Origin of the sequence: Gluconobacter sp. P5E10, from assembly GCF_018812145.1 — a bacterium.
Taxonomy (GTDB): Bacteria; Pseudomonadota; Alphaproteobacteria; order Acetobacterales; family Acetobacteraceae; genus Gluconobacter; species Gluconobacter cerinus.
Genome location: NZ_JACRVZ010000001.1, coordinates 537,573 through 564,087, shown reverse-complemented (window position 1 = coordinate 564,087; position 26,515 = coordinate 537,573). Strand labels below are relative to the sequence as shown.

Genomic DNA, 26,515 nt, shown 5'->3' with positions numbered 1-26,515 from the left:
AATGTCCTTTACCTTCGCAAGCTGGAACATCAATTCCATCCGCGCCCGCGCGCATCTCGTTCAGGACTGGCTGGAGCGTCATCCGGAGTGCGACCTGCTCTGCCTTCAGGAAATCAAATGTGAGGACAGCCAGTTCCCGGCAGTTTTCAAGGACGCAGGCTATCACGTCGCCACAACAGGCCAGAAAGCCTACAATGGCGTAGCGTTCATTGGCCGCCACCCATTTGACGTCACAACGCACACTCTGCCAGGCTTCGATGACCCCACGGCTCGTTATATTGAATGTGAGCTTGATGGCCTGACGATTGGTAACCTCTACCTTCCCAACGGAAACTCCGGCGGAGAAGATGGCTACAGCAAAAAACTCGCGTTCTTTGAGGCTCTGGCGGTCCGGGGGAAAGAGTTTCTGGAAAGCGAAAAGTCATTCGCCTTCATCGGAGATTATAACGTCTGCCCCACAGATGAAGATCTCGCGCCCAAGGCTCTGTCGCCTACTGATGCGCTGGTGCGACCGGAAACCCGCGCAGCCTTCCACCGCCTGCAATGGCTGGGTCTGACAGACGCTCTACGCGCTGTTCATCCTACTGGTCGTCACTACACCTTCTGGGACTATCAGGCCGCCGCATTCCAACGGAACTCAGGCCTGCGCATTGACCACGCCCTGCTCTCCCCACGCGTCACCGAACGGCTTGTCTCGTTCACGATCGACCGTGAAGAGCGTTCAACTGAAAAAGCTTCAGACCATGTTCCGGTGATTGTGACCCTCCGGTAAGCCACAAAAAAAAGCCGCTCCCTTTCAAGGAGCGGCTTTTCCGTTTTAACCCCGCGGTGAGTATGGCGGCGGCCTGTGGGCTTGCACCCGGGCCAGATGGCCTGGCACCCACTGATAGCCATTTCCGACCCATTTCCACTGCCCTGGGATCCACTGCATCGTGCGTGCATGCGGTGGAATTCTTTCATTGGGGGGATGTGGCGGAGGGGGCGGCGTCTGGCGATATGGCCCCTGATAAGGAACGAACTGGGCATGGGCCGTGCCACTAATGGGTGGCAGAGCCATAGCTCCGACAAAAAGCGCCGACACGGCGAGCAAGCCCGACAGATGTTTCAACATAACGTCTCACTCCTTTTACAAAAGGCGCTGCGTAGGAGTGCACCTTGCTGCCCTCACAAGGCAGTGATCAGGCGGAGTTGTGGCGGAAAAAAGATTCTCTGCTGCGCTCTGTAACAATTCTCTCGCTGCACGGAGATCAGGGCTCCGCCTTCTGAAGATCGTCAACAATTTCAGTTACAAAATCTGCCATGGCCCGCACTTTGGCACTGACCATCCGCCCCGCAGGAAATAACAGCCAGAGCTCTACCGCCTCCAAAGACCAGTCAGGCAGACACCGTTGCATGTATCCGGCTGCCAGTTCCGGTGCGAACATCCAGTCTGCCGCAATGGTCATGCCCTGCCCCGAAAGAACAGCAGCCCGAATTCCCTCCGCAGCACTCAGACGAAGCCCGGACCGTAGCGAAACCTCCTGACTGTCATTGTCCTTCGTAAAAGCGGCTCGGAGCTGTCGGCCCTGTGCATAGAGAACCATCTGATGGTTTTCCAAATCTGCCGGGGCTGATGGTGCAGCAAATTTTTCCAGATATGCGGGGCTTGCCATAACGGATCGGCGCCCCCGCGCCAGACGTCGGCCAATCACGGCTGTATCTTCAGGACGACCAATCCTGACGGCCATGTCGATCCCTTCCGAAATCAGGTCTACGCGCCTGTCATCCATTTGAACGTCAAGCTCGAGCCCGGGATATCGTGCGGTGAACTGCCCGAGTTGTGGCACCAGATGGATACGCCCGAATGTGGTGGGAATAGCGATCCGCAAGCGCCCTGACAGTTCCTTGCCGCTTCCCCGCGCCAGACTGTCCGCTTCTCTGGCATCTTCGATAATTCTGGCTGCACGCTCGTAGTAACGCTGCCCGGCATCCGTTGGGGTGAGACCGTGCGTGGACCGTAAGAGAAGCGCTGCGCCCAAATGGGCTTCAAGCTGTGCGATGACTTTGGAAACCGATGGCTGACCGACGTTCAGCAGACGGGCAGCCCCTGAAAAAGATCCGACCTCCACCACCTTTACAAACACCGTCATGGCTTGAAGACGATCCATATTTATTCCCTTTAAGAATAATAAATATCTGAAAAACCAATCTACGCATATTATCAGAGAATAACCATTCTGGCTGTCACAGGACGCATCCATACCGGACATCCTTTTGAGACAACGGAACACCATCAGCATGACGACGCTTCTCTTCACACCACGCTTTATTGGCCCGACACGCTTGAGCCACCGCATTGTCATGGCTCCCCTCACCCGCATGAGGTCCAGTAAAGGTAACCTCCCGAATGATCTGATGCGCACATATTACAGCCAGCGCGCAACGGAAGGCGGCCTGCTGATTTCGGAGGCATCCCCCGTCTCCCTCACCGGATATGGCTTTGAACGGGCGGCCGGAATTTATGATGAAAGCCAGATCCCGGGATGGAAGCACATCACGGACGCCGTTCATGCCAAGGGCGGCAGAATGGTTCTTCAGCTCTGGCATGTTGGCCGTCAGTCCGCACGCATCCTTCAGCCGGGTGGTGTTGCTCCCGTTGCTCCTTCAGCCATTCGCGCCGATGGAGACGCCTGGACGCTCACGGGGACGGTACCCTACGACACGCCACGCGCGCTTGATCGGGATGAAATTCCCGGGATCATCAAGGATTACGAACAGGCTGCCGAACGCGCACTGAAAGCCGGCTTTGATGGCGTGGAAATCCATGGTGCGAATGGATATCTGCCGGATCAGTTCCTTCAGGATGGCAGCAACACCCGCACTGACGATTATGGCGGCTCACTTGAAAATCGCGCCCGTTTCCTGCTGGATGTGACTCAGGCTGCAATGACCGTATGGGGGCCGGACCGGGTTGGCGTGCGCGTAACCCCAAGCGGGCGTTATGGAACCATGGCAGACAGCAACCGCCCGGCAACGTTCCGCTATGTGGCTTCTGAACTGGATCGTCTAGGCGCTGGGTATCTCCATGTGGTGCAACCCCGCATCGGAGGCGATGCAGAACCGGACCCTGTAGATGCCGGGACGCTTCGGCAGGTTTTTTCCCGCACCATCATTGCCGCGGGCGGATTTGGCCGACAAAGCGCCGAAGCCCTGCTGGCTTCTGGACAGGCGGATCTGATCGCCTTTGGTCGCTCATTCCTCGCAAACCCGGATCTGGTCGAGCGTCTGCGTCAGAACCGGCCCCTGAATTCCTATGATCGCTCTACATTCTATGGCGGCGATGCACGGGGATATACCGACTATCCATTTTATGCCGACGCAGCACAGCATTGAGCAAAAAAAAAGACCCCGACGCTTTTCTGGTCGGGGTCTTTCTGATCAGGATTGCAGAAAAGACAGCAAATCCGCGTTCAGTTGATCTCCATGGGTGACTGCAAAACCGTGCGGCGCACCCGCGTAAACCTTGAGAACCGCCCCCGGAACCAGTTTTGCCGTCAGGGCACCTGTGGCCTCAAAAGGCACGATCTGGTCATCGTCTCCATGAATAATCAGGGTCGGGACGGTGATCTGCTTCATGTCTTCCCGATAATCCAGCCCGGAGAATGCCTTGACGCACTCAATCGTGCTCCGCAAGGACGCCTGAAGAGCAATCTGCTGCGTCTGCCCCAGAACACCGTCAGAAATCTCCGCGCCATGATTGATCCCGTAAAAGGGCACCGCAAAGTCTTTCAGGAACTGGGCCCGGTCTTTCACCAAGCCTTCGATGATGCCATCGAAAACAGCCGCATCAACCCCTTCGGGATGATCGTTCAGCTTCATGAAAACAGGCGTGACAGCCCCCAGAAGCACCAGCTTCGCAACGCGGTCACTGCCATGGCGTGTCAGATACCGGGTGACATCCCCGCCCCCCATCGAGAAGCCGACCAGCGTCACATCTCTCAGATCCAGGATTTCGATCAGTTCTGCAATATCATCAGCAAAACGATCATAGGTATTGCCATCCCAGGGCTGGCTTGACCGCCCGAACCCGCGCCGGTCAAAGGCAATCACACGGTAGCCGTTCTGTGCCAGAAACAGCATCTGTGAATCCCACATGTCTGAACTCAGCGGCCAGCCATGGCTGAACAGGACGGGCTTTCCGGTGCCCCAGTCCTTGAAATAAATCTCTGCCCCGTCGGATGTCGTAAATCTGGCCATGAATCTGCTCCGTTAAGAGGTCAGGAAAGCATCGGCTCCCCCTGAAACCTTGCTCTTACGATAAGCTCTGCTCGTCATGCTCAATATAGACATCATGGAATAGTAAGATTTCCATTCATCACTGATGCCAGGCCGCACCCGTGTAGAAAAACTGCCCTAACCCCACCGTGAAAATGAGACATCCGTACAGGCTGTGTTCAAAGCAGGTCAGGGTGAGCGAACGATGCCGACTGTAATCGCTCGCAAACAGCGCTCCCCCTATGAGCGTCATGCCAACGGCAATCCAGTTCAGAAACAGAATATGCGCAAAGCCGAATGCCACGGCACTGGCCGCGATCGTCACAGGCGCGATACGGAACAAAGAGTCGTATCGGGAGAACAGAAATGCCCGGTACAGAACCTCCTGCGGCCAGACGGACAGAATGGGATAGAGCACCATGACAAGCAGCCAGAACAGAGGCTTCTGTCTCGGCAGGCTGAGGAACACGTCTGGCCAGACCCACCATGTCAGCAACACGATCAGTGGAGCGAGACCTGTGAAACGCAGTAAAATTCTGCGTGCTTCTCCCGGAAAATCATGGCCCTCTGACTTCTGGTGCCTGAGCGAGACGAAAGCCAGAAGCGCGGCAACCCAGAGCAGGCCGAACAACAACCCGGCCCGGCGAAGGGACAGAATGAGCAAAGGGCCACCGCCGTAAAGCGCCAGGAACTCTGCTCCCAGATACAGGCACCTGCCAAAAGAGACAGTCGGGCGAACGGGCATAGACAACAGACCTTCCGAAGTTCAGCCGGAAAGGTAGACTATCATGATGCCCCTGAGCTTTTCGGAGCGCAGACAAAAGAAAAGCCGATACCCCTTCAGGAGTACCGGCTTTTTCAAACGTCAGGCTCGAATACGTTACTTCGTGACAGCAGGCTTTGGCTTCGGCAGATCCAGCGCCAGATGCAGTTCCTTCAGACGGGCTGGCTCGACCGGAGCCGGGGCTTCCATCATCAGGTCTTCGCCGCTCTGGTTCAGCGGGAAAAGAATGACCTCACGGATGTTCGGCTCATCAGCCAGCAGCATCACGATACGGTCCACACCCGGAGCAGCGCCACCATGCGGCGGAGCGCCGTAGCGGAAGGCGTTCAGCATGCCACCAAAGCGCTCTTCCACCACTTCCGGGCCATAACCTGCGATCTCGAAGGCGCGCAGCATGACTTCCGGCAGATGGTTCCGGATTGCGCCGGACGACAGTTCTACGCCGTTGCAGACGATGTCGTACTGGTAGGCGTTGATCGTCAGCGGGTCCTGCGTGTTCAGCGCGTCCAGACCCCCCTGCGGCATAGAGAACGGGTTGTGGGAGAAGTCGACCTTGCCCGTCTCTTCGTTGAGCTCGAACATCGGGAAGTCCACAACCCAGCAAAAGCGGAATGCGTTCTTCTCGATGAGGTCCAGCTCCGTTGCCACCTTGGTGCGGACCACGCCGGAGAACTTGGCAACTTCGTCACCCTTGCCCGCAGCAAAGAATACGGCATCGCCAGCCTTCAGGCCGCAGATCTCACGGATGCTCTCGACGCGCTCAGCTTCAAGGTTCTTGGCAATCGGGCCCTTGCCGCCTTCTGCCTCGAAAATGATGTAGCCCAGACCACCTGCGCCGCTCTCACGCGCCCAGGTGTTCAGCTTGTCAAAGAAACCACGCGGGCGATCGCCCGCACCCGGTGCCGGGATCGCACGGATCTGACCGCCAGAGGCAGCGATCTTGGCGAATAGACCAAACCCGGAATCCCGGAAAGCATCCGTCACGTCCTTGATGATCAGCGGGTTACGCAGATCCGGCTTGTCTGAGCCATAATCGCGCATGGCATCAGCATACGGAATACGCGGGAACGCACCGTCCGTGATCTTCCAGCCTTCCGGCGTGAATTCGTTAAAGACGCCAGCCAGAACCGGCTCCAGAACCGTGAAGACATCTTCCTGCGTGACGAAGGACATCTCGAAGTCGAGCTGATAGAACTCGCCCGGGCTACGGTCAGCGCGTGAGGCTTCATCGCGGAAGCACGGAGCAATCTGGAAGTAGCGGTCAAAACCCGCGACCATCGCAAGCTGTTTGAACTGTTGCGGAGCCTGCGGAAGCGCATAGAACTTGCCCGGATGCAGACGCGCCGGCACAAGGAAGTCACGCGCACCTTCAGGGGAAGACGCCGTCAGGATCGGCGTCTGGAACTCGGTGAAGCCCTGCTGGATCATGCGCTGACGCAGGCTGGTGATGACCCGGCTACGCAGCATGATGTTCTGGTGCATCTTCTCGCGACGGAGGTCGATGTAGCGGTACTTTAGGCGCAGCTCTTCAGGGTAGTTTTCCTGACCTGCCACTTGGAATGGCAGAACAGCCGCGTTGGAACGGACTTCCAGCTCTTCGGCAAGAACTTCGATGTCACCCGTCGGCAGGTTCGGGTTCCGCTGGGAACCCTGACGGACCACAACCTTGCCGGTGACGGTAATGACGCTCTCAACGCGAAGACGCTCGGCCTTTTCCAGCAGGTCCGTTCCAGCCGGGATAACAACCTGTGTTACGCCATAATGGTCACGCAGATCGATGAACAGCAGGCCACCATGGTCGCGCTTGCTGTGCACCCAGCCGGACAGGCGGACGGTCTGTCCGGCGTCCTGTTCACGCAGGGCGCTACAGTCATGGGTGCGGTATGGATGCATGTCGGGCCTCTTCAACGTCCTGGCGGATAAGTGGGCGCAGGAAGCCGGGACGGCCCGCTCATGTCAAGCTTCGTGCGCGGTTCAGACCTTTTCCTGCACAAAACCTTCGAAATCGACGGCGGCTCTGGCCATGTCATACGCATGACCCGCGCCCGCCAACGCAACAGGCTTTCCGTCCTTAAGATAGGTCGCAAGGAAGCTGAAGCCCTTGATATCCCCTTCAAGGCTGACGTTATCGAAGCTCTCGCCCCACCCCAGCAGCTCGATCTTCTTGCCAAACTGCTGCGTCCAGAACCATGGCGTCGGCATATGGCTGGTCTCGTGTCCCATCATGGCCATTGCGGCGATCCGTCCCTGCACCTGCGCATGACGCCAATGCTCGATTCGCCGTGGTTTCCCCTCATGCAGGATCGCGGACGCATCCCCTGCAGCGTAAACACCGGGCGCTGCCCGCATCAGATGATCGACAACGATGGCACCGTCCTCATCCCGGTCTAAGCCTTGCACAAATCCGGTTGCAGGCGTCACGCCAATGCCGGCCAGAATGAAAGATGCTGGCAGCTTCATGCCATCTTCCAACTCCACGCCTTCGGCCTTTTTCTCTCCGTAAATTTTCACAACTTTTGCGTCGGAAATGAACGCCACACCATTTTCTTCATGTAACTGGCGCAGACGCGTTCCAATCTCTCGACCAAAGTGTTTTTCCATCGGAACATCCGTGGAGGCGATAACAGTCACTCCCACACCGCGCTGTCGCAGGCAGGAAGCCACTTCCAGGCCTATGAAACTCGCACCGATGATCGTTACGGCCTGATCCGGGTCAATAACCCGGGCAATGTCTTCCGCATCCTGCTCCCTGTGCAGCGTAAAGACGCGCTTCAGGTCTGCACCGGGAATGTCCAGACGCTTGGACCGCGCGCCCGTTGCGATCAGAACATGATCACCAGACACACTCGTTCCGTCTGATAATTCAGCCGTCTTGGTAGCAGGATCGAAGGTCTGAATTGTTGCGTGCTTCAGACCAATACGATGCTGGCCATAAAAAGATTCGCTTCGCAGCGAAGGAGCGTGCGCTTTCTCCGGCTCGCTCAGCAATACGGTCTTACTCAGGGCCGTCCGGTCATATGGACGGTGCTTTTCTTCCGTCACCATCGTGATTTTCCCGGCAAATCCCTCCTGACGGAGCGTCACCGCAGCCATCAGGCCTGCTGCACCGGCGCCGAGGATCAGGACGGTTTCCTCCTCCTGACGCGCTGATGGCACATCCCGCTTCATGGGGCTGGTGCCGACCAACACACGGCCGTCAACAATTTCCACCGGATACCGTGGCAGGGGCTCAAGAGCGAGCGGCTCTACGAGACTGCCATCAACGGCATCGAAAACCGCCTTATGCCAAGGACAGACCAATACACTGCCTTTTTCAGTCTTGCAGAACGCGCCCTGCTCCATCGGCGCTTCCTTATGGGGGCACTTGCCACCCAAGGCATGCACTTCCTCGCCGTCCTTCACCAGAACGACCGAAGTCCCCTCAATGGAAAAAGAGGCAATCTGTCCCTCTTCCAGATCCTTGAAGGCCACTAGGTCGCGAAAATCATTGGTGCTCATCGGACAGCCCCTGAAAATAGTGGAAAATCTCGTTACAGAAACAAACGCAGCATAGGCATTTGGGTTGGCAAACAGCAAAAAACCCGCCGGGACAACGCCCGGCGGGTTTTCTGGATAGAAGCTCTATCAGGCGTAACACGCTGCACCTTCAGAACATGTCGTCGAAGCCACCACCGTCTCCGCCACCGCCGAAGTCTCCTCCGCCGCCGCCAAAATCGGAATCCGTGAAGCCGCCGCCTGCATCCGTGCCTGCACCACCGAACGGATCGGAGCCAGCATCACCATAGTTGTTGTTGATGATGGTTTCTCCGCCGCCACCAAAAGCACCGGCGTCCCCACCGGAATGATGATCGCTGAACAGACCTTCAAGCGCGTTCGCTGCCATCATGCCGCCAGCTACACCCGCAGCCGTCGTCAGAGCGGAGCCGAGGAAGCCCGATCCACCGCGCTGGAACATGCCAGGCTGATATCCTGGCGGATAACCATACTGCTGCTGCGGCTGGAAGTTTGGCGGAGGCATGGCGCCACCTTGCGCTCCCCAGCCCGGAGGCGGAGCAGAAGCCTGCTGGCGGTTATTGTTGCCACCGCCGAACAGACCACCAAACAGTCCGCCACTTCCGGAAGGACGGCTCTGCTGAGCCTGCTGAAGCTGCTGTTGTGCCTGCTGAAGCTGAAATTCCAGCTGACGGATACGGTTCTGCGCCTGAGCAAGAGCTGCTTCCTGCACAACCGCCATCTGCGTCACGCGATAACGGGCTTCCGGATATTTCTGGAAGTTATCGGCAATGAAGCGATCAGCTTCAGGGTCGATCGGCGGAAGAGCTGGCATCTGCTGCTGGCTGAAGCCACCTCCCTGCTGCGCACCGCCAACACGGCCGATAAAGCGGGAAATGACTTCGCGTTCTTCGTTGTTCATCGTCTTTGATCCTTCCAGACGAAGAAGTTACGTTCTCCCCCATCATATGAGGCACCAGCGCTCAATCGACAAGGGATCGACCTGCAGCTCCATCAGGCCTGTTACTAAATTAGACGTAACGCGCCTGACTGCTTTCAAGGCTCACGATGACCTGCATATCATGCAGTCAAACACAGTGTCCGATCTTTAGTTTCATGCTTGGGCTACCCGGGCCTTTCCAGCCATTCCCGTGTCATAGCGATTCGTCAATTTGACGAGGACATCCGGGATGTCACGGCTGCATCCAAGCCGGTAGCAAGCTAAGTCGAATCATGTGATGGCCGGAGCTTCGCCCTGAACGAAATTGCTGTGGATGTGTATTCAACCTTCTCCACCCTTGCGGCTCAGACAGAAGACATGCCTCCGTGCTGAAAGTAGCCGCCGGGATAAACGCCAGCTCTGGCGGTAAAGCCGCGTTTGATAAGGCTGGCAGCGAATTTTCAGCGATCTAGTAGCCCAATAACCCCGCTCACTTCCGGTTCTGGACCTCAGGCTGTAAGGTAACCGCCAATTTTGCCAACCGGAGCCTATTGAATTGTCTGCGACCCGGCCGCTCAGCTTTCAGGACTTGATCCTGCGCCTTCATCAATTCTGGTCTGAAAAGGGCTGCGCCATCCTGCAACCCTATGACACAGAAGTCGGAGCCGGAACGCTCTCCCCTCATACGACCCTGCGCGCTCTGGGCTCGAAGCCATGGGCTGCGGCCTATGTGCAGCCCTGCCGCCGCCCATCGGACGGTCGTTATGGCCAGAACCCGAACCGTCTCCAGCACTATTATCAGTATCAGGTGCTGCTGAAGCCAACCCCGGAAGAGAGCCAGAATCTGCTTCTGGAGAGCTATCGCGCCATCGGGATTGATCCCGAAAAGCACGATATCCGATTCGTGGAAGACGACTGGGAAAACCCGACGATCGGCGCCTGGGGTCTGGGTTGGGAAGTCTGGTGTGATGGCATGGAAGTCACGCAGTTCACGTATTTCCAGCAGGTTGGCGGTATCCCTACCGTCATGCCTTCCACCGAACTGACTTACGGTCTGGAACGGCTGGCCATGTATGTTCAGGGCGTTGAGAACGTTTATGACCTGGACTTCAACGGCAAAGGCCTGAAGTACGGGGACGTGTTCCTGCGGGCAGAACGTGACTATTCCCGTCATAACTTCGAACTGGCCGATACGCAGATGCTGCTCACGCATTTCAACAATGCGGAAAAAGAGTCCATCCGTTTGGCGGAAGCTGGCGTCGCACAGCCTGCGTTCGATCAGTGCCTGAAGGCTTCCCATTATTTCAATCTTCTGGATGCCCGCGGCGTGATTTCCGTTTCTGAACGCGCATCCTATATCGGACGCGTCCGGACGCTGGCGAAAGCCTCCTGTGAAGCGTGGCTTGCTGGCGAGGAGGAGACGTCCAATGGCTGAACTGTTGCTTGAACTGTTCTGCGAGGAAATCCCGGCAGGCATGCAGCCCAAGGCTGCAAGCGAACTCGGTGCCCTTCTGACCAAGGCGCTCGATGGCCTTAACCCATCCGGTATTCAAACGTTCTACGGTACCCGCCGCATCGCGACCGTGTTGAACGTCGACGCCGAAATCCCGGCTCGTACCGTCTCCGAACGTGGCCCTCGCGAAGGCGCACCGGAAAAGGCTCTGGAAGGCTTTACCCGCAAGCATGGCGTAACGGCTGATGAACTCACACTGGAAAACGGTTTCTGGGTTCTGAACAAACAGCTTGATCCCGTAAGCGCAGAAAGCCGCGTGGCTGAAGCCGTGCCAGACCTTCTGTGGAAGTTCCCCTGGGCCAAGTCCATGCGCTGGGGTGCAGGCTCGAACTTCTCATGGGTGCGCCCGCTTCGTCGCATCACCTGCCTGCTTGATGGCAAGGTCGTTCCCTTCTCGCTCACCCGCGATGGGGACGATGCCCACGGCCTGAAATCCTCCAACCTGTCTGAAGGTCACCGCTTTCTGGCGCCCGGCGGGTTTGAAGTCCGTTCGGGAGATCAATGGCTGGAAGAGCTGGAAACACGCTCCGTCATCGTTGACGCGGACAAGCGCCGCGACATGATCCGTACCGGTGTTCACCGTCTGGCTGAACAGCAGGGCATTACGGTTGTGGAAGATGAAGGACTGGTCGATGAAGTCGCCGGTCTGGTCGAATATCCGGTTCCGCTTCTGGGCCGCATCGACGACGCATTCATGGACCTGCCCGCCGAAGTCATGCAGGTCTCGATGCGCATCAATCAGCGCTACTTCGCCCTGCGCAATGCAGACGGCAATGCCGCACCGTTCTTCGCTTTCGTCGCCAACTTGCCGTTCAAGGACGGTGGCAAGCTGACGATCGCCGGAAACGAGCGTGTTCTGCGCGCCCGTTTCGCCGATGCTCGCCACTTCTGGGATCTGGATCGCAAGACAAAGCTCGCGGACCGCGTGGCAGCCCTCGATGCCGTGACCTTCCATGCGAAACTGGGAACGCAGGGCGAGCGTGCCAAGCGGATTTCCGATCTTGCCGGAACTGTCGCTGCGGCCATGGGCCTGAGCGGAGAGCAGATCGAACAGGCAAAGCGCGCAGGCCTGCTGTCTAAAGCTGATCTGACGACCGGTATGGTCGGCGAATTCCCAGAACTTCAGGGCGTCATGGGCGGCTATTACGCAGCACATGATGGCGAAGGCGACGCCGTTTCAAAGGCTGTGGCCGAGCATTACATGCCGCGCGGCCAGTCCGACGATACGGCAAAAGCGCCTGTCTCGATTGCCGTGGCCCTTGCGGACCGCCTGGATCTTCTGGCTGGCTTCTTTGCCATTGGCGAGACACCAACCGGCTCAGGAGATCCGTACGGCCTGCGTCGTGCGGCACTGGGTGTGATCCGCACCATTCGTGACAACGGCCTGCGCCTGGACCTGACGGACCTCTTTGCCAAGGCGGCAAATGGTCGCGCCGGCGGAGAACTCGCCAAACTGCCGGACTTCATGGCAGACCGTCTGCGCGTTCAGCTCCGCAGCGAAGGCGAACGCCATGACGTTCTGGCTGCCACACTGGCAGGCGGTCTGGATGGCGATCTTGTGCGCCTTCTGGCCCGCACCTCGGCGCTGTCTGACATGATCCAGACGGAAGACGGCAAGAACCTTCTCGCCGCAGCCAAGCGCGCCGCCAACATTCTGCGCATCGAAGACAAGAAGGACGGTCCTCACAAGGGAACGCCGGATGCGTCTCTCTACGCGCAGGACGAAGAGCGCGCTCTGGCAGACGGCCTGAGCAGCGCTGTGCCCACAATCGAGACGGCCCTGAAAGACGAGCGTTTCACCGATGCAATGCAGGCGATTGCAGCGTTGCGCCCGACGCTGGACCGCTTTTTCGATGCTGTTACCGTCAACGCCCCGGAAGCCGACATTCGCGCCAACCGTCTGAAGCTTCTGGCGACTTTCCGCACGACCACAGCCCTGATCGCCGATTTCGGTCAGATCGAGGGCTGAACCTGATGGGAGCGTGGTGGTCCGGCCCAGTCGCCACGTTCCTCAACACGGACCCGGATCGCATTGGAGAACGCCTCGCCCACGAAGCCGGGCGCAGGCGCTTCTCCAGCGAACCTCAACAACTCCGTGCCTGGGCCACCCAACTTGATCTTCTCCGCACCACGCTAACCGCTCTGCCGCAAACGGCAGGCTGGCAAATCCTGTTCGACTTCCCCATTCCCCGTCTGGGCGGCCGGATCAACACCGTCCTCATTTCCCCGGATGCGACGTTTGTTCTGGAATTCAAGGTTGGTGCGTCTCAATTCGACGCCGCGGCTCTCGCCCAGACCGAAGGTTACGCGCTGGACCTTCAGGACTTTCACGCGGGCAGCCGCCATCACCCGATCATTCCCATTCTGATTGCAACAGAAGCCGCACAACCTGCCCAAACATCGCCGCTCCTTTTAGGATCTGGCGTCACGCCAGTTCTGAAGTGCAATGCTGCGCACCTGACTGAGCTTTTGTCGGATCTCGCGCGCCGGACACTGCATTCAGTAGCGCCCATGCGACCGGAAGACTGGGAACAGGCGCCTTACAATCCCGTCCCAAGCATCGTCGAAGCGGCTCGCCTCATTTATTCCACGCACAGCGTCGCAGATATTCACACAGCGAGAGCAGACGCGACCAATCTGACCCTGACGTCTGACCGTATTACAGAACTCCTTGAAACCGCCCGGGGACAGCACCGGAAAACAGTCATTTTTGTCTCGGGCATTCCTGGCGCCGGGAAAACACTTTGCGGCCTGAAAGCTGCGTTCGGCACCACGGAGCCCTATAACTCCGCGACATTCCTCACCGGCAACCCAACGCTCGTCCATGTTCTGCGTGAAGCCCTGACCCGTGACGCCGTGGCACAGAGTCAGAAACGCGCAGCCGTAGAACAGCGCATGGAATCCACCATTCAGTCCCTGACCCAATTCCGGGATTACTACGTTGGGCGCACCGCAGAGTGCCCGCCAGAACGGATCATGGTCATTGACGAAGCCCAGCGCTCCTGGAACGCCGATCAGGCCATTCGCAAAAGCGCACAGTGGCCTGTTCGTCTGACACAGTCGAACTGCGCATCTCCTCGACATCATGCACCGGCATGCCGGATTTGCCGCCATCATCTGCCTTATCGGACAAGGGCAGGAAATTCATGACGGTGAAGGCGGAATGGCCTGCTGGGGAGACGCTTTGGCGAGCCGGCCTGAATGGCAGATCCACGCATCACCGGATGTCGTCAGCTCCACTTCTAGCCTCACCACCCTGCCTCCGTCCTTGCCAGTTCAGAAAGAGCCCTCTCTGCACCTCACAGTGCCGGTTCGCTCCCTTCGGGACACTGCAACACCCAAATGGGTCAATGCCGTACTGGAGGGAAATGTCTCTCTCGCGCGCAATATTGCTGAGAACGCCAGTCTTCCATTCCGCCTGACACGAAGCCTGCCGGAGCTACGGAAAGCCCTGCGAGAACGAAGCCGACTGACCTATCGCTGCGGTCTGATTGCCAGCTCTCAAGCCAAACGATTGCGTGCGGAGGGCCTCGGTGCAGAACTGGCTCACATGGACTCCAATGCGGTCGCTCAATGGTTTTTGAACCGCTGGGTTCCAGACAAAGACGTCCGGGCTTCCGATGCGCTGGAAACTATTGCCACTCAATTTGCCATTCAGGGACTGGAACTGGATTTTGTCGGCCTTTGCTGGGATGGAGATCTCATCCGTACAGGCTATCCACAACGTTGGCAGCCCCGGCGCTTTAGCGGGACCACATGGCAGACCGTTAAATCCTCGGAAAAAGCCCTCTGGTCCCTCAATACCTATCGCGTGCTGCTGACCCGTGCGCGCTATGAGACCATCATCTGGGTACCGGAAGGTAATCTCGACGATCCGACACGTTGCCCGGAAACACTGAATGGCATTGCTGACTTCCTACTAGCGTGTGGCATTGAACCCTTAAAAAGTGCGGAAACTCTTCAAACAATCGACAGATGCCTTCTGGATGTATGAGGAAATAATCAGGCGACCCGCGTCTCCCAAACGTGACTGCCTTTAGCGCACAAGATCGGCCATATCTGAGTAACGTCATTCACGCTGCTCAGATGAAAGAGGTACAGCCATGCCCGGCATTTCCGCCCCTCAGACGACAGAAGCCCTGGTTATTCATGAAAAGGGTGATCTGCGTTTAGAGACTGTTACCGTCCCACCGCTTAAGGCGGGTCAGGTGCTAATACGTCCAGCCTGGGGTGGGATCTGCGGGTCGGACATGCATTATTTCCTGCATGGTGGGGCCGGAGCATCCGTTCTGCGAGAGCCGATGATTCTTGGCCACGAGGTTTCCGGAATTGTGGAAGCTGTCAGCCCGGACGAGACACGTTTCAGGATCGGGGACGCTGTCGCCATCCATCCGGCTCGCCCGTGTGGGCACTGCCCCGAATGCGAACGAGGCGCGAAGCACCTGTGCCGAAACATGCGCTTTTTTGGCAGCGCCGCGTTTCTGCCCCATACGGATGGCGGTTTCCGGCGCGAGATGGTCGTCGAAACATCCCAGCTTTATCCCCTGCCGTCAGGGCTGGACGTGAAACGCGCCAGCCTTGCCGAGCCTTTCTCGGTCGCGCTCCATGCCATCTCTCGCGCTGGCGACGTTAAGGGCAAGCGCATCATGGTCCAGGGAGCCGGCCCGATTGGCGCCCTGATTATTGCCGGGCTTAAAGTGGCGGGGGCCGCGGAGATCGTAGCAACCGATTTGCAAGACTTTGCACTGGATATCGCCGTCAAACTGGGGGCAACAGCCACAGTGAACACTGGCCGCGACAGTCACGATCGGGAATACGAAATCGTCTTTGAGGCCACGGGAGTCATACTTGCCCTCCCGACTGCAATCGCCCGTACACAGAAAGGCGGCATTCTCGTACAGGTCGGGATTTTCCCACCGGGCGACGTGCCTGCTCCCTTAGGGCAGATTATCGCGCGCGAAATCGACTACCGAGGGACATTCCGCTTCGATGAAGAGTTCGCAGAGGCGCTGAAAATCCTCGCTGACAATCTATGGATTGCGGACGGTCTCATCACCCACAGCTTTCCGCTCGCTCAGTACAAAGACGCTTTCGACGCCTCGCTGGACCGCAAAAGCTCATCCAAGGTTCTTCTGGAGCTCTAAAGGATCAGTCGTCTTCGTCTTCAAAACCTGGGTCGCGCTCATTGCGATGGACCCAGGCTGACATCAGAAGCCCAAAGCCGAACATCATCGTCAGCATGGCTGAGCCGCCATAGGAAATCAGCGGGAGCGGCACACCACCGACCGGAATAGCACCCATCACCATCGACAGATTGACGGCACAATACAGGAAGAAATCCATTGCGATGCCGAGCCCGAGCAGTCGCCCGAACTGATTGCGGCTCCGCATGGCAATGAGCATTCCTCCCAGTGTGAGAGTGGTCAGCAATCCAATGACTGCAATGCCCCCTGCAAAACCCCATTCTTCGCCGATCATGGTGAAAATGAAATCTGTCTGTTTCTCCGGAAGAAAGTTCAGTTGCCCCTGGCTGCCATGCAGATATCCCTCCCCCCACATTCCGCCTGAGCCAAGCGCAATCTTGGACTGAATGATGTTGTAGCCGGCCCCTAGAGGATCATGCTCCGGGTGCAGGAAGGTATCGATCCGGGCCTTCTGATAGTCATGCAAATGGCCGTAAATGAATTTCCCAAGGAACGGAATTGGCGCCACGAGAAGAACGATTTGCCATAGCCGCATGCCTGCAGCGAAAAACAGCGTTGCACCAATAACGCCAATAATCGTCGCAGTCCCGAGATTGGGCTCCTTGAGCACCAGAACGACGGGCAAAAGCGTCAAGATGGCAGGCATTATCAGACGCAGCGGGTTCCCCATCCGCTCGTTACCAATCCGGTGAAACCACGTAGCGAGCATCAGGATCAGGCCGATTTTGGCGAACTCTGAAGGCTGGAACTGCATTCCTGCCAGATTGATCCAGCGTTCGGCCCCCTTACCCACATGCCCCATTCGCAGCACGAGCCCGAGCAGCAGAATGGACAACAAATAGACGGGAACGGCCATGATGCGCAGGATGCGTGGGCTGACCAGCGCCACTGCAATCATCATGACCAATCCAAAACCGAACCGAACCATTTGCGGCCCAGCGAAAGGTTTGGCTGATCCGCCACCGGCCGAATACAGCGCCACATACCCAACACCCGCCAGCAAACAGACCAGCAAAACATACAGCCAGTTGACCTGAAGCAGCCGGGCCATAGGGCGGAAATCAGGCTCAGCACGCAGGAGCCGCTTATCAGATTTCAGAAAGCCAAATGTATTCATGACACCGCCCCTCACCCTTGCTCCGGCTCCGCCTGTGCCACAGTCTGCCCGGGAGGCCTGGATTGATTGGATGGATCACGAAGCAAAGTGTCTGTCATGATCTGCTTGGCCAGTGGAGCGGCTTCATCTGCGCCTGCATTGCCGTGTTCCACCACAACCGAGACTGCATATCGGGGATCATCATATGGGGCGAAACAAATGAACAGCGCATGAGGACGATATTCCCATGGCAAGCTCATGGAATTAAAATGTCCTGACTCACGCAAAGCCCGGGACACGCGCCGCACCTGAGCTGACCCGGTTTTCCCCGCCATCTGGACATCAGGCAGATCCAAACGGGCTTTCGGGGCCGTACCACGCTGCTCATTCACGACTGCGAACATACCTGCGCGGACAACATTCAAATGTTCCTGCGGGATATCCACTGCCGGAGCGGCGTCCAAAGAAGCCAGTCCGGAAATCTGGTCATTCGTTGCGCGGATCAGATGCGGTTGAACATTTCGACCTGAAGCAATCCGGGACACGTAAGTTGCAAGCGCCAAGGGCGTGACCTGCACAAAGCCCTGACCAATACCCGCATTCACCGTATCCCCACCATTCCAGTGAAAGCCGTGCTGCTGTCGCCATTCCGGTGTCGGGATGACACCTGCACGGACATGCGGCAGCTCAATATCGAGTTTCACACCCAGCCCCATGGCGTTCCCGACGGCCTTGATCGGGTCCATGCCACAGCGTCGTGCTACTTCATAAAAATAAACGTCACAGGAAAATTTGAGGGCTTCACGCATGTTGATCATGCCGTGTCCCCACTTGTTCCAGCAGTGAAACCGCACGCCACCCATATCGAAATAGCCGGGGCAATTAAAGCGGTCCTGCGGTGTCACAGCACCAGCCTTCAGGGCGCCCATCGCCACTGCGGGCTTGAAGGTGGATCCAGGCGGATACAGCCCGGAAACAGCCTTGTCTACGAGTGGCGTCCGCGGATCATTCGCCCACTCATTCCACTGGGCATGGCTGACACCGGAATCAAACAGGGAAGGATCGAAAGACGGGGTACTGACCATCGCCAGCACTTCACCGTTCCGGCAGTCCATGACCACGGAGCTGGCGACACGATCACCCAGCCGCTCTAAGACCTTTGACTGGAGGCCGACATCCAGAGTCAGGCGAACATCCTCTCCCTGCTGGCCTTCCACACGGTCAATCTCGCCAATCACACGCCCCAGCGCGTTGACTTCCATTTCAACAGACCCCGGATCTCCACGAAGAACCGATTCCTGCGTCTGCTCTATGCCAGCGCGCCCTACGCGCATTCCTGGCAGGGACAACGTCGTGTCCTTGGCCACATCGTCTTCATTCGGCGGAGCGACATAACCGACAATATGCGCCGTCAGGTCCTGAAACGGATAAAGCCGGGTGGACCCGACATCGACGAGAACACCCGGCAATGAAGGCGCATTCAGCTCAATCCGCGCCATGTCATCCCATGACAGGAACTCATGGAGCGTGACCGGAACATATTTATGAACGTGCTTCAGATCGCGCTCAATGCGTGCCCGATCATGCTCATCAAGCGGCACAATCTGTGCAAACCGTTCAATGACAGAGGCGATATCTGTCGTTTCTTCCGGCATCAGGAGTGCGCGCCAGCTAACCTTGTTATCAGCAAGAGCCACACCAAAGCGGTCATGGACGGTTCCACGCGCGGGGGCCAGCAGACGCTTGCTTGTGCGGTTACGCTCTGCAAGCTGGCGGAGATGGTCGCCCTCAACGGTCTGAATATTATAAAGCCGTCGCCCCAAAGCCCCCAGAACACCCGCCTGGACCGCCATCACCACGAGGGCACGGCGCGTGAAGACGCCACGCCCTGAGCGAACAGGCGCATCCTGGCTTCGCGAGCGCAGCAGGGTCCGAAAAGGGCGTTTTCTGGAAAACATCAGGTCAGGCGTTCAAGTCCGGAAAAGAAAGCGGCGATTTGCGCGGAGAGCGCGAAAATGCGCCGTCAGGCCTGATCGGGATTGGCAAACGTGCGGCGGCCCCAGACAAACAGCGCGGTAAGACTGGGATAGATACCGATTGTTAGCGCAGCCTGAAAGAGGCCTGGTGCGGGCGATAATAGCGCAAATGCATGCAGACAGACGAGAGCCCACTGAAAAAAGGATGCCAGCGCCGCCAGAAAGCTGAAAATCAGCCAGCAGGCTACGAATCCCAAGCGGGACAACCCATAGCGCCAGTGATGGGCCACTCCGTAAATCACGAGCAGTGACAGAAGGATGGCACCCGGCGGACCAAAACTGAACAGTTCCAGAACGAGTCCGCACACAAAGACTGCCAGGGCCGGCATGGAACGTGGGCGACTAAAGGCCCAGAACCAGACTGTACACATGGCGATGCCAAACTGAAGCTCTGCCTGCCCGGGAATTCCAAAAGGCGCAGACAGCAGAACTGCAACCAGAATGATGAACAGCGACGGCATGGCCGCACGAACAAACATGTCCAGCCGTCGGCGGAGCGTCTGTTTCGGCTCAACAGCAGAATGCAAATGGGGGGTGGAGTTTTCGGCAACCATCCGATTATTGCCCTCCCTTCCCCAGAGGTTCAGACATTCCCGGTAATTTGGGGAACGACAATCCACCCGGCAACGCAGGCTCTGAAGGAGGGCGCCGGATCTTGACGCGCCCTGGCGCATCAGGGGCTTGGCCGCCGTCGTCTCCATAGTCAAAGACGCGCACGATATCCAGACGGCGCAAGTCAGCGTCCGGCATTACAACCGGCCGGTTGGGAGCGAGGTAATGAACCGTGCCAATCGGAAGGCCTGCAGGCATTGCGCTCTGCCCGCGCGTCTCCACACGTTCCCCTTCAATGGGATGGTGGTCCTGCGGGTAATAAATCAGTCGGGGTGTATCCGTGTCATCCCCGGCCATAATGGCATCTCCATGAGATGCCGCCAGCGTGACAGGAATTCGGCTGGCATCATCATTGATGAGCAGAACACGGACCGTATGAGGCCCGACCTCTGTGACACGCCCTAACAGCCCAGACGAATCCAACGCCACATCGCCCATATGAACCTGATGCCCGCTTCCAACATCCAGCAGAACAGCGCGTGAGTAAGGCCCGCCATCATCACGCGTAACGCGGCCTGTCACATACTGGGGGATACTTTCCGGAATCCAGTGAAGGCTATTCTTCAGGCGGCCATTTTCGGCGGCCAGAGCCACAGCCACATCATACCAGTGACGCAGAGCACGGTTCTCATCTCGCAGACGGGAGTTTTCCCGTGCAAGATCCGTCGCACCCCGTAGATCCACAAGCCAGTCCCGCAGTTTGGCCTGGGGTAGAACAAGCGCCTGATAAGCAGGCGCCAGAATATCCGTGGCCTGCAGACGTGCCCCATCCACTACCGGCCGCCGAACCAGCCCAAGCAGGACCAGTGCCACTGCGAAGAGGATCAGGATCGGCAGAGTTGCTCGTGCGAACACCTGCCGAGTGTGGATGGAGAACACTGAACTGTGTCCTGATTCAGTACATGCTGCTCAGAACACTGCGCAGACGGCGCATTTCTTCAAGCGCACGCCCCGTTCCCAGCGCCACGCACGACAGCGCATTCTCAGCCACGGTCACAGGAAGCCCCGTGTAGAGACGCAGAACCTCATCGAGGCGGTACAGGAGCGCACCACCGCCGGAGAGGACAATGCCCTTGTCCACGATATCGGCAGCCAGTTCAGGTGGCGTATTTTCCAGTGCTGTAGTCACGGCATCCACGATCTGCATGACCGGCTCTGCGAGACTTTCGGCAATCTGGGCCTGGCTGACCATCACTTCACGCGGCACGCCGTTGATCAGGTCTCTGCCTTTGATTTCCGTGATGGGACCATCCGGATTGGATGGATCATCCGGCATCATGGCGGCGCCAAGCTCGATCTTGATACGCTCCGCAGAGCTTTCGCCGACGAGAAGATTATAGGTCTTCCGGATGTAGGAGATGATGGCCTCGTCCATCTTGTCTCCACCAACACGGGCAGAACGGGCATAGACGATGCCGCCCAGCGAGATCACGGCCACTTCCGTCGTCCCGCCACCAATATCCACGATCATGCTGCCAGACGGTTCAGTGACCGGGAGGCCTGCACCGATTGCGGCTGCCATCGGCTCTTCGATCAGCATGACCTTGCGGGCACCCGCGCTCTCGGCACTTTCCTGAATGGCCCGACGTTCAACAGCCGTCGCCCCGGAAGGAACGCAGATGATGATCTGCGGACTCGCGAAAGCCCGGCGATTATGCACTTTACGAATGAAGTGCTTGATCATTTCTTCCGCGACTTCGAAGTCCGCAATGACGCCGTCCCGCAGCGGACGGATGGCGGTGATGTTGCCAGGCGTACGCCCGACCATCTGCTTGGCTTCGTTACCAACAGCCAGAACCTGCTTTTTGCCGCGCACTTCAGCGATGGCAACCACAGACGGCTCATCGAGCACGATGCCGCGGCCTTTAACGTAAACGAGCGTGTTGGCAGTGCCGAGGTCGATCGCCATGTCAGCAGACATGAGACCCAGCAGACGAGAAAACATCCAAAACTCCTGGCGCGGCTCTGTGCGGCAGACAGATTATATATCGTAAAGTGGGGCGGGCTCCCCGCGGGTGGACTTAACGATGCAAAGGCCGTTCAGCAAGGGTAACAGTTCGGATAATGTCATTCATGACGAACAACTTTTCATCACGCGACATCAGGACATGGAAAAAAATCTTTCCGCGCCTCAATCCTGCCACCCTTCAGTCACGTTCTCCACGTTACCACTACATGGTCTTATCCGACATTCCTTTCTGAAAGATGACTGGAGTTCGGAGAAACCAAACAGAACAGGGCATAAAAACATGAACATCACCAAGACTCCTCGCCTGATCGCCGTCCTGACTCTTTGTGGCGCTGCCCTTGCTGGTTGCGGCAGCCCGTACGACAGTGGCGCCCGCGCAGGCTCTGGCGCACTTGTAGGCGCAGGCGCCGGTGCAGCTATTGGTGCACTTGCTGGCGGTGGACGCGGCGCGGCTATCGGCGCACTTGCAGGTGGTGGTACAGGCGCTGCTGTTGGTGCGGCGACCACGCCAAGCCAGCGTTCACGGAACGGTTACTGAGCCTGACACCGGGCTTGGCGACCATGAACTCTAAGGATTTGTGACATGAGGTCCGTTATCGACCGCTCTGCTGTTCGGGGCGTGGCCCTGATTGGAGCTTTTGCGACCGTTCTTTCCCTCGGCGGTTGCCAGGGAAATTATGACCCAGGATCCCGTGCGCTCGGCGGTGGTCTCCTGGGTGGTGGTGCAGGCGCAGCCATCGGCGCACTTGCTGGCGGTGGTCGCGGTGCAGCGATTGGTGCACTTGCCGGTGGTGCCCTCGGCGCGACAACCGGTGCTGTTACCGCCCCTAATCGCCCGAGTTACCAGCAGGGTGGGTACCAGAATGGTTACCCCCAGCAGGGCGGTTACCCTCAGGGGTATCAGCAGCAGAACGGTCAGTACCCGACCTATCCGCAGCAGCAACAGCAGTATCAGTGCCCACCCAACACGAACTGCCAGAACCCGTACCCTCAGCAGCAGGGCTATAACAACGGCGGCTACCCTCAGCAGAGCAATTACGGCTACTGAGTTTCACGGTTTCCGGATGTTAGATCATCCGGAAACCAATAACAGCGAGCAGAATGCCCAGAACCCATCGCTGGGTGTCTTCGTGCAATTTGCCCGCACATAACGTTCCCAAAATAATTCCCGGAATGGACCCCATCAGCAACGCGAGAAGCACGGCCGTATCAACCGCCCCTTCCAGCCAGTGACCTCCTCCTGCAATCAGGGTCAATGGCACTGCGTGGGCGATGTCTGTTGCAACAAGCGTTCGTGTTGTCAGACGCGGATACAGCATCGTCAGAGCAGCCATGCCGACAGCCCCAGCGCCCACTGACGACAGCGTCACCAGCGTTCCCAACAAAATACCAAGTAAAACGGTCAAAAAGGTTTCAGCCGTATTGCTCAGAGGCTTACGCCCTTCAGCCCATGTTCTGAGCCTCGGCTTCAGCAAAATTGCCGGTGCCGTCAGAAGCAGAGCTACACCGAGAACAACTTGAATCAGACGGGACGCAGCGTCGGACATACCCGCATGATGCAGGAAAATCAGGCACAGAAGACCTGCGGGAAGACTCCCCGCCATCTGCCAGCCCACAATCTTCCAGTTCACAACGCCCATATGGCGGTTGAGGCCGGTGCCAACAATTTTCGTAACGGCTGCGTAAAGCAGGTCTGTTCCGACAGCTGACTGAGGCTTTGCCCCAAACAGCAGGATCAGCAGCGGCGTCATGAGGGACCCTCCCCCCACTCCGGTCATGCCCACCAGAAAGCCTACAAAAAGACCCGACGCCGTATAAAGCCACGAATGCGGCATAGCTGCCCCTTCCAAATTCAGAAGGAGACAATATCAATCGTGTTATTTTTGTCTAGATCATCAATAAACTATATTAATTAGTTTATTGATGATCTCTCATGGTTCGTTCGAAACTTAGAGTGCTTCAGGCTCAGTCCGCTCACGCTTGGTAAGCAACTTATTCAGGGCATGGATATAAGCACGAACAGCAGACACAACCGTATCGGCATCAGCACCCTGACCGTCTACGAGCTTACCATTTTCCTGCAAACGGACCGTGGTGCGGGCCTGAGCGTCCGTTCCTTCCGTGACGTTTGCCACAGAGAATAGCGCCAGTTCGGCTGAATGAGGGAATGCCTCCCCGATGGCACGGAATGCCGCATCAACCGGGCCATTCCCACTGACCGCCGCATACTGGATGGCGCCATCAACGCTGATTTCCAGCTTGACCTGAGACTTCTGCTTGGTACCGGACGCAACTTCCAGAGAAATCAGATGAACACGCTCGTGGTCGCGGCTCTCATCATCGACCAGTGCGCAGATATCGTCATCGAACACGACCTTCTTGCTGTCAGCCAGATCCTTGAACCGGGCAAAAGCAGCGTTCAGAGCCTCGTCTTCCAGCGGCGGGTAGCCAAGCTGAGCCAGCTTGTCGCGGAATGCCGCACGGCCGGAATGCTTACCCATCACCAGCGAGCTCTTGTTCCAGCCCACGCTTTCCGGCGTCATGATCTCATACGTGGCAGCATTCTTCAGAACACCGTCCTGATGGATGCCACTTTCATGTGCGAAGGCGTTCCGGCCAACGATGGCCTTGTTCGGCTGCACGTCGAAGCCCGTGATCGTCGCCAGCATCCGGGACATGCCCAGCAGCTTCGGCGTCTCGATGCCCGTCACCTTGCCGTACTGGTCATGACGCGTCCGCAGCGCCATGACGATTTCTTCCAGCGCAGCATTACCAGCACGCTCACCGATACCATTGATCGTGCATTCGATCTGACGGGCACCGCCTTCGACAGCGGCCAGCGTATTTGCAACGCCCAAGCCGAGATCATTGTGGTTATGGGTGGAGAAAATCACCTGATCAGCACCCGGCACCCGTTCACGCAGCATATCAAAAATGCGTCGCATTTCTTCAGGCGTTGCAAAGCCTACTGTGTCAGGAATGTTGATGGTGTTCGCACCATTCTTGATGGCGACTTCGACACAACGGCACAGGAAGTCAGGGTCCGTACGGGAACCATCTTCAGCAGACCATTCCACGTCATCCGTGTACTGACGGGCCTTCTGGTTGCCAGACGCAATGATGTCCAGAACCGTCTCCGGCTCCATCCGCAGCTTGTACTTCATGTGCAGCGGAGATGTGGAAATGAAGTTATGAATCCGGGAGCGTTCAGCGCCCTTCAGGGCTTCACCGCAGGATTCAATGTCCCGCTTCCCACCACTACGGGCCAGACCGCAGATCACGGAACCACGGACCTCATCCGCAATGCTGCGCACGCTCTCGAAGTCGTCCTTGGATGCGACCGGAAAGCCTGCCTCAATAACGTCCACGCCCAGAGCGCTCAACGCATGAGCCATGCGGAGCTTCTCTTCGAGATTCATGGAGAAACCGGGGGACTGTTCACCGTCACGCAGCGTCGTATCGAAAATGATAACGCGGTCGTCGGAAATTGTACCGAAGGACGGGTGTTGGAAAGTCATGTCTTGATCATCTCGCTGGTCAGGAAATTTTCTGGTCTGTCATCCCCTGAACGCAACGGAACGCTGCCCGCCTTGATGTGGCGTTCAGGGGCCGATAAGTCGAAGCGAGAGGATCAAAAGAAATGTCATGGGCACGGAAAATGTCCGATTCTTTCGTCATGCGCAACCCACATGACTAAAAACTCTGCCCTGCGTTCTTTCAGGGTCAACCTGTCATCACACCAGGGCGGGTTGAAAAGTACCGATCGACCGCAGTTTTCATAGCACTGGCAACCTGTGTGCGATGCACAGCCTGCCGTAACGCAGCCTCATCCAGCCGGTTGGACATGAAACCCATTTCCACCAGAACGGACGGTATTTCTGCAGACTTCAACACCACAAAAGCGGCATGACGTGACGGGTGCGTCAGCAGTCCTATGCGACTACGAAACGCCCCTACAACGCTTGATGCCATGTGCGCAGACCCGCGCCGCGTTTCTTCAGAAACCAGACTGGAAAGGATCTGCTGGACGTCGGGAGACATGCCATGAAATGCAGGGCCGCCAAACCGATCTGCACTATTCTCCCGCTGAGCGAGAGCCGCTGTCTGAGCATCCGACGCTCCGCTGGAAAGCGTATAGACACTCGCTCCGCGAACATCACGGTCATGCAGTGCATCGGCGTGCATAGAGATAAAGAGATGCGCCTGGTGCTGCTGCGCCATTTCCACGCGCCCTTCCAGGGGAATGAAATGGTCCTCTGAACGGGTCATAGCCACGCGGTACTGGCCAGATGTCAGGAGCTGGCGCCGAAGTTCTGTCGCCGCAGCTTCAGCAATATGTTTCTCATACGTACCGGAAATACCGATTGCGCCAGGATCTTTCCCGCCGTGTCCGGGATCCAGCATGACCAGCGGTTTGGGCGGCGGCGCATTCCGGTGAACAGCCGGTGCCTGAAGCGGTTTGGCGGATGGGGAATGGGATGACGGATGCCTGGTCCGGGCGATGGCACCCAGGGGAGCCACCGTGGAGAGGCAGGCAAGACCTTCCATTACCGTGCGTCGCGTCAGCATCCGTTTACCCTGCGTCTTTTCGATCATCTGGACCTTCAATCATAAC

24 protein-coding genes are annotated in these 26,515 nt (G+C 57.7%); 9 read left to right on the top strand and 15 right to left on the bottom strand.

The features are described from left to right. Position 1 precedes the first annotated feature (1 nt). On the top strand, positions 2 to 772 hold the full coding sequence (locus KP707_RS02525) for an exodeoxyribonuclease III (protein ID WP_211502038.1): 771 nt from the start codon (positions 2 to 4) through the stop codon (positions 770 to 772). A gap of 45 nt (positions 773 to 817) precedes the next feature. On the opposite strand, the gene KP707_RS02520 is transcribed toward KP707_RS02525, so the two are convergent. Then, a complete protein-coding gene (locus KP707_RS02520) occupies positions 818 to 1,111 on the bottom strand; it encodes a hypothetical protein (RefSeq protein ID WP_080951390.1) in 294 nt (97 codons plus the stop codon). 136 nt (positions 1,112 to 1,247) lie between these two features. Next, positions 1,248 to 2,147 carry a LysR family transcriptional regulator gene (locus KP707_RS02515; protein WP_211502036.1) on the bottom strand — a complete coding sequence of 300 codons (900 nt, stop codon included), beginning with the start codon at positions 2,145 to 2,147 and terminating at the stop codon, positions 1,248 to 1,250. 130 nt (positions 2,148 to 2,277) lie between these two features. On the opposite strand from KP707_RS02515, the gene KP707_RS02510 reads away from it, so the two are divergent. After that, positions 2,278 to 3,372 (top strand): alkene reductase, encoded by a 1,095-nt coding sequence (locus KP707_RS02510; RefSeq protein WP_211502035.1) that lies wholly within the window; start codon positions 2,278 to 2,280, stop codon positions 3,370 to 3,372. A gap of 45 nt (positions 3,373 to 3,417) precedes the next feature. On the opposite strand, the gene KP707_RS02505 is transcribed toward KP707_RS02510, so the two are convergent. The 5 genes from KP707_RS02505 to KP707_RS02485 form a co-directional block, all read right to left on the bottom strand. Next, positions 3,418 to 4,236 (bottom strand): alpha/beta fold hydrolase, encoded by an 819-nt coding sequence (locus KP707_RS02505; RefSeq protein WP_211502034.1) that lies wholly within the window; start codon positions 4,234 to 4,236, stop codon positions 3,418 to 3,420. 118 nt (positions 4,237 to 4,354) lie between these two features. Continuing rightward, complete coding sequence (locus tag KP707_RS02500) at positions 4,355 to 4,999, bottom strand: CPBP family intramembrane glutamic endopeptidase (RefSeq protein WP_211502237.1); 645 nt, start codon at positions 4,997 to 4,999, stop codon at positions 4,355 to 4,357. Positions 5,000 to 5,134: 135 nt separating this feature from the next. Then, positions 5,135 to 6,931, bottom strand: a complete 1,797-nt coding sequence (aspS, locus tag KP707_RS02495; RefSeq protein WP_211502033.1) for an aspartate--tRNA ligase — start codon at positions 6,929 to 6,931, stop codon at positions 5,135 to 5,137. Between the two features lie 81 nt (positions 6,932 to 7,012). Continuing rightward, positions 7,013 to 8,536 carry an FAD-dependent oxidoreductase gene (locus tag KP707_RS02490; RefSeq protein ID WP_215751554.1) on the bottom strand — a complete coding sequence of 508 codons (1,524 nt, stop codon included), beginning with the start codon at positions 8,534 to 8,536 and terminating at the stop codon, positions 7,013 to 7,015. A 148-nt stretch (positions 8,537 to 8,684) separates the two neighbouring features. After that, positions 8,685 to 9,452 carry a DUF2076 domain-containing protein gene (locus KP707_RS02485; protein WP_046899725.1) on the bottom strand — a complete coding sequence of 256 codons (768 nt, stop codon included), beginning with the start codon at positions 9,450 to 9,452 and terminating at the stop codon, positions 8,685 to 8,687. Between the two features lie 574 nt (positions 9,453 to 10,026). On the opposite strand from KP707_RS02485, the gene KP707_RS02480 reads away from it, so the two are divergent. From KP707_RS02480 to KP707_RS02465, 5 genes are all read left to right on the top strand, one after another. Continuing rightward, positions 10,027 to 10,905 (top strand): glycine--tRNA ligase subunit alpha, encoded by an 879-nt coding sequence (locus KP707_RS02480; RefSeq protein ID WP_202206523.1) that lies wholly within the window; start codon positions 10,027 to 10,029, stop codon positions 10,903 to 10,905. Further along, positions 10,898 to 12,952 carry a glycine--tRNA ligase subunit beta gene (glyS, locus tag KP707_RS02475; protein ID WP_215751555.1) on the top strand — a complete coding sequence of 685 codons (2,055 nt, stop codon included), beginning with the start codon at positions 10,898 to 10,900 and terminating at the stop codon, positions 12,950 to 12,952. Before KP707_RS02480 ends, glyS begins: the two co-directional genes overlap by 8 nt. A gap of 5 nt (positions 12,953 to 12,957) precedes the next feature. Then, the gene (locus KP707_RS16705) at positions 12,958 to 14,133 is read left to right on the top strand and encodes a DNA/RNA helicase domain-containing protein (protein ID WP_252348821.1); all 1,176 of its coding nucleotides are present in this window, start codon (positions 12,958 to 12,960) and stop codon (positions 14,131 to 14,133) included. Next, positions 14,069 to 14,977 (top strand): DNA/RNA helicase domain-containing protein, encoded by a 909-nt coding sequence (locus tag KP707_RS16700; protein WP_252348820.1) that lies wholly within the window; start codon positions 14,069 to 14,071, stop codon positions 14,975 to 14,977. The genes KP707_RS16705 and KP707_RS16700 overlap by 65 nt, the downstream gene beginning before the upstream one ends. Before the next feature lie 109 nt (positions 14,978 to 15,086). Beyond that, on the top strand, positions 15,087 to 16,127 hold the full coding sequence (locus KP707_RS02465) for an L-idonate 5-dehydrogenase (protein ID WP_215751556.1): 1,041 nt from the start codon (positions 15,087 to 15,089) through the stop codon (positions 16,125 to 16,127). A 4-nt stretch (positions 16,128 to 16,131) separates the two neighbouring features. Here KP707_RS02465 and rodA read toward each other — a convergent pair whose 3' ends face one another. The 5 genes from rodA to KP707_RS02440 all read right to left on the bottom strand — a co-directional run bounded on the left by rodA (position 16,132) and on the right by KP707_RS02440 (position 21,876). After that, positions 16,132 to 17,304, bottom strand: a complete 1,173-nt coding sequence (rodA, locus tag KP707_RS02460) for a rod shape-determining protein RodA (RefSeq protein ID WP_064273947.1) — start codon at positions 17,302 to 17,304, stop codon at positions 16,132 to 16,134. 11 nt (positions 17,305 to 17,315) lie between these two features. After that, positions 17,316 to 19,241 (bottom strand): penicillin-binding protein 2, encoded by a 1,926-nt coding sequence (gene mrdA, locus KP707_RS02455; RefSeq protein ID WP_099210478.1) that lies wholly within the window; start codon positions 19,239 to 19,241, stop codon positions 17,316 to 17,318. Between the two features lie 65 nt (positions 19,242 to 19,306). Beyond that, on the bottom strand, positions 19,307 to 19,873 hold the full coding sequence (locus tag KP707_RS02450; RefSeq protein ID WP_046899733.1) for a hypothetical protein: 567 nt from the start codon (positions 19,871 to 19,873) through the stop codon (positions 19,307 to 19,309). Positions 19,874 to 19,877: 4 nt separating this feature from the next. Then, positions 19,878 to 20,810 (bottom strand): rod shape-determining protein MreC, encoded by a 933-nt coding sequence (gene mreC, locus KP707_RS02445; RefSeq protein ID WP_046899734.1) that lies wholly within the window; start codon positions 20,808 to 20,810, stop codon positions 19,878 to 19,880. Positions 20,811 to 20,826: 16 nt separating this feature from the next. Beyond that, a complete protein-coding gene (locus tag KP707_RS02440) occupies positions 20,827 to 21,876 on the bottom strand; it encodes a rod shape-determining protein (RefSeq protein ID WP_007283695.1) in 1,050 nt (349 codons plus the stop codon). A 304-nt stretch (positions 21,877 to 22,180) separates the two neighbouring features. Here KP707_RS02440 and KP707_RS02435 point away from each other — a divergent pair, with 304 nt between their 5' ends. Then, positions 22,181 to 22,438, top strand: a complete 258-nt coding sequence (locus KP707_RS02435) for a hypothetical protein (RefSeq protein WP_046899876.1) — start codon at positions 22,181 to 22,183, stop codon at positions 22,436 to 22,438. A 45-nt stretch (positions 22,439 to 22,483) separates the two neighbouring features. Continuing rightward, complete coding sequence (locus KP707_RS02430; protein WP_046899735.1) at positions 22,484 to 22,948, top strand: hypothetical protein; 465 nt, start codon at positions 22,484 to 22,486, stop codon at positions 22,946 to 22,948. Between the two features lie 19 nt (positions 22,949 to 22,967). On the opposite strand, the gene KP707_RS02425 is transcribed toward KP707_RS02430, so the two are convergent. From KP707_RS02425 to KP707_RS02415, 3 genes are all read right to left on the bottom strand, one after another. Continuing rightward, on the bottom strand, positions 22,968 to 23,735 hold the full coding sequence (locus tag KP707_RS02425) for a sulfite exporter TauE/SafE family protein (RefSeq protein ID WP_211502029.1): 768 nt from the start codon (positions 23,733 to 23,735) through the stop codon (positions 22,968 to 22,970). Between the two features lie 114 nt (positions 23,736 to 23,849). Further along, complete coding sequence (locus KP707_RS02420) at positions 23,850 to 25,418, bottom strand: 2-isopropylmalate synthase (protein WP_046899736.1); 1,569 nt, start codon at positions 25,416 to 25,418, stop codon at positions 23,850 to 23,852. A gap of 205 nt (positions 25,419 to 25,623) precedes the next feature. After that, positions 25,624 to 26,469, bottom strand: coding sequence for an N-acetylmuramoyl-L-alanine amidase (locus KP707_RS02415; protein ID WP_249202767.1), 846 nt, complete (start codon positions 26,467 to 26,469; stop codon positions 25,624 to 25,626). Between the last annotated feature and the right edge of the window lie 46 nt (positions 26,470 to 26,515).

Bases quoted from the DNA above. Each gene is read 5' to 3' on its own strand.
- KP707_RS02420 (WP_046899736.1), bottom strand. From the start codon at position 25,418: ATGACTTTCCAACACCCGTCCTTCGGTACAATTTCCGACGACCGCGTT.
- mrdA (WP_099210478.1), bottom strand. From the start codon at position 19,241: ATGTTTTCCAGAAAACGCCCTTTTCGGACCCTGCTGCGCTCGCGAAGC.
- KP707_RS02505 (WP_211502034.1), bottom strand. From the start codon at position 4,236: ATGGCCAGATTTACGACATCCGACGGGGCAGAGATTTATTTCAAGGAC.
- KP707_RS02465 (WP_215751556.1), top strand. From the start codon at position 15,087: ATGCCCGGCATTTCCGCCCCTCAGACGACAGAAGCCCTGGTTATTCAT.
- KP707_RS02430 (WP_046899735.1), top strand. From the start codon at position 22,484: ATGAGGTCCGTTATCGACCGCTCTGCTGTTCGGGGCGTGGCCCTGATT.
- KP707_RS02440 (WP_007283695.1), bottom strand. From the start codon at position 21,876: ATGTTTTCTCGTCTGCTGGGTCTCATGTCTGCTGACATGGCGATCGAC.
- KP707_RS02450 (WP_046899733.1), bottom strand. From the start codon at position 19,873: ATGGTTGCCGAAAACTCCACCCCCCATTTGCATTCTGCTGTTGAGCCG.
- rodA (WP_064273947.1), bottom strand. From the start codon at position 17,304: ATGAATACATTTGGCTTTCTGAAATCTGATAAGCGGCTCCTGCGTGCT.
- KP707_RS02520 (WP_080951390.1), bottom strand. From the start codon at position 1,111: ATGTTGAAACATCTGTCGGGCTTGCTCGCCGTGTCGGCGCTTTTTGTC.
- KP707_RS02485 (WP_046899725.1), bottom strand. From the start codon at position 9,452: ATGAACAACGAAGAACGCGAAGTCATTTCCCGCTTTATCGGCCGTGTT.
- glyS (WP_215751555.1), top strand. From the start codon at position 10,898: ATGGCTGAACTGTTGCTTGAACTGTTCTGCGAGGAAATCCCGGCAGGC.
- KP707_RS02525 (WP_211502038.1), top strand. From the start codon at position 2: ATGTCCTTTACCTTCGCAAGCTGGAACATCAATTCCATCCGCGCCCGC.
- KP707_RS02435 (WP_046899876.1), top strand. From the start codon at position 22,181: ATGAACATCACCAAGACTCCTCGCCTGATCGCCGTCCTGACTCTTTGT.
- KP707_RS02490 (WP_215751554.1), bottom strand. From the start codon at position 8,536: ATGAGCACCAATGATTTTCGCGACCTAGTGGCCTTCAAGGATCTGGAA.
- aspS (WP_211502033.1), bottom strand. From the start codon at position 6,931: ATGCATCCATACCGCACCCATGACTGTAGCGCCCTGCGTGAACAGGAC.
- KP707_RS16705 (WP_252348821.1), top strand. From the start codon at position 12,958: ATGGGAGCGTGGTGGTCCGGCCCAGTCGCCACGTTCCTCAACACGGAC.
- KP707_RS02415 (WP_249202767.1), bottom strand. From the start codon at position 26,469: ATGCTGACGCGACGCACGGTAATGGAAGGTCTTGCCTGCCTCTCCACG.
- KP707_RS02510 (WP_211502035.1), top strand. From the start codon at position 2,278: ATGACGACGCTTCTCTTCACACCACGCTTTATTGGCCCGACACGCTTG.
- KP707_RS02500 (WP_211502237.1), bottom strand. From the start codon at position 4,999: ATGCCCGTTCGCCCGACTGTCTCTTTTGGCAGGTGCCTGTATCTGGGA.
- KP707_RS16700 (WP_252348820.1), top strand. From the start codon at position 14,069: ATGCACCGGCATGCCGGATTTGCCGCCATCATCTGCCTTATCGGACAA.
- KP707_RS02425 (WP_211502029.1), bottom strand. From the start codon at position 23,735: ATGCCGCATTCGTGGCTTTATACGGCGTCGGGTCTTTTTGTAGGCTTT.
- KP707_RS02515 (WP_211502036.1), bottom strand. From the start codon at position 2,147: ATGGATCGTCTTCAAGCCATGACGGTGTTTGTAAAGGTGGTGGAGGTC.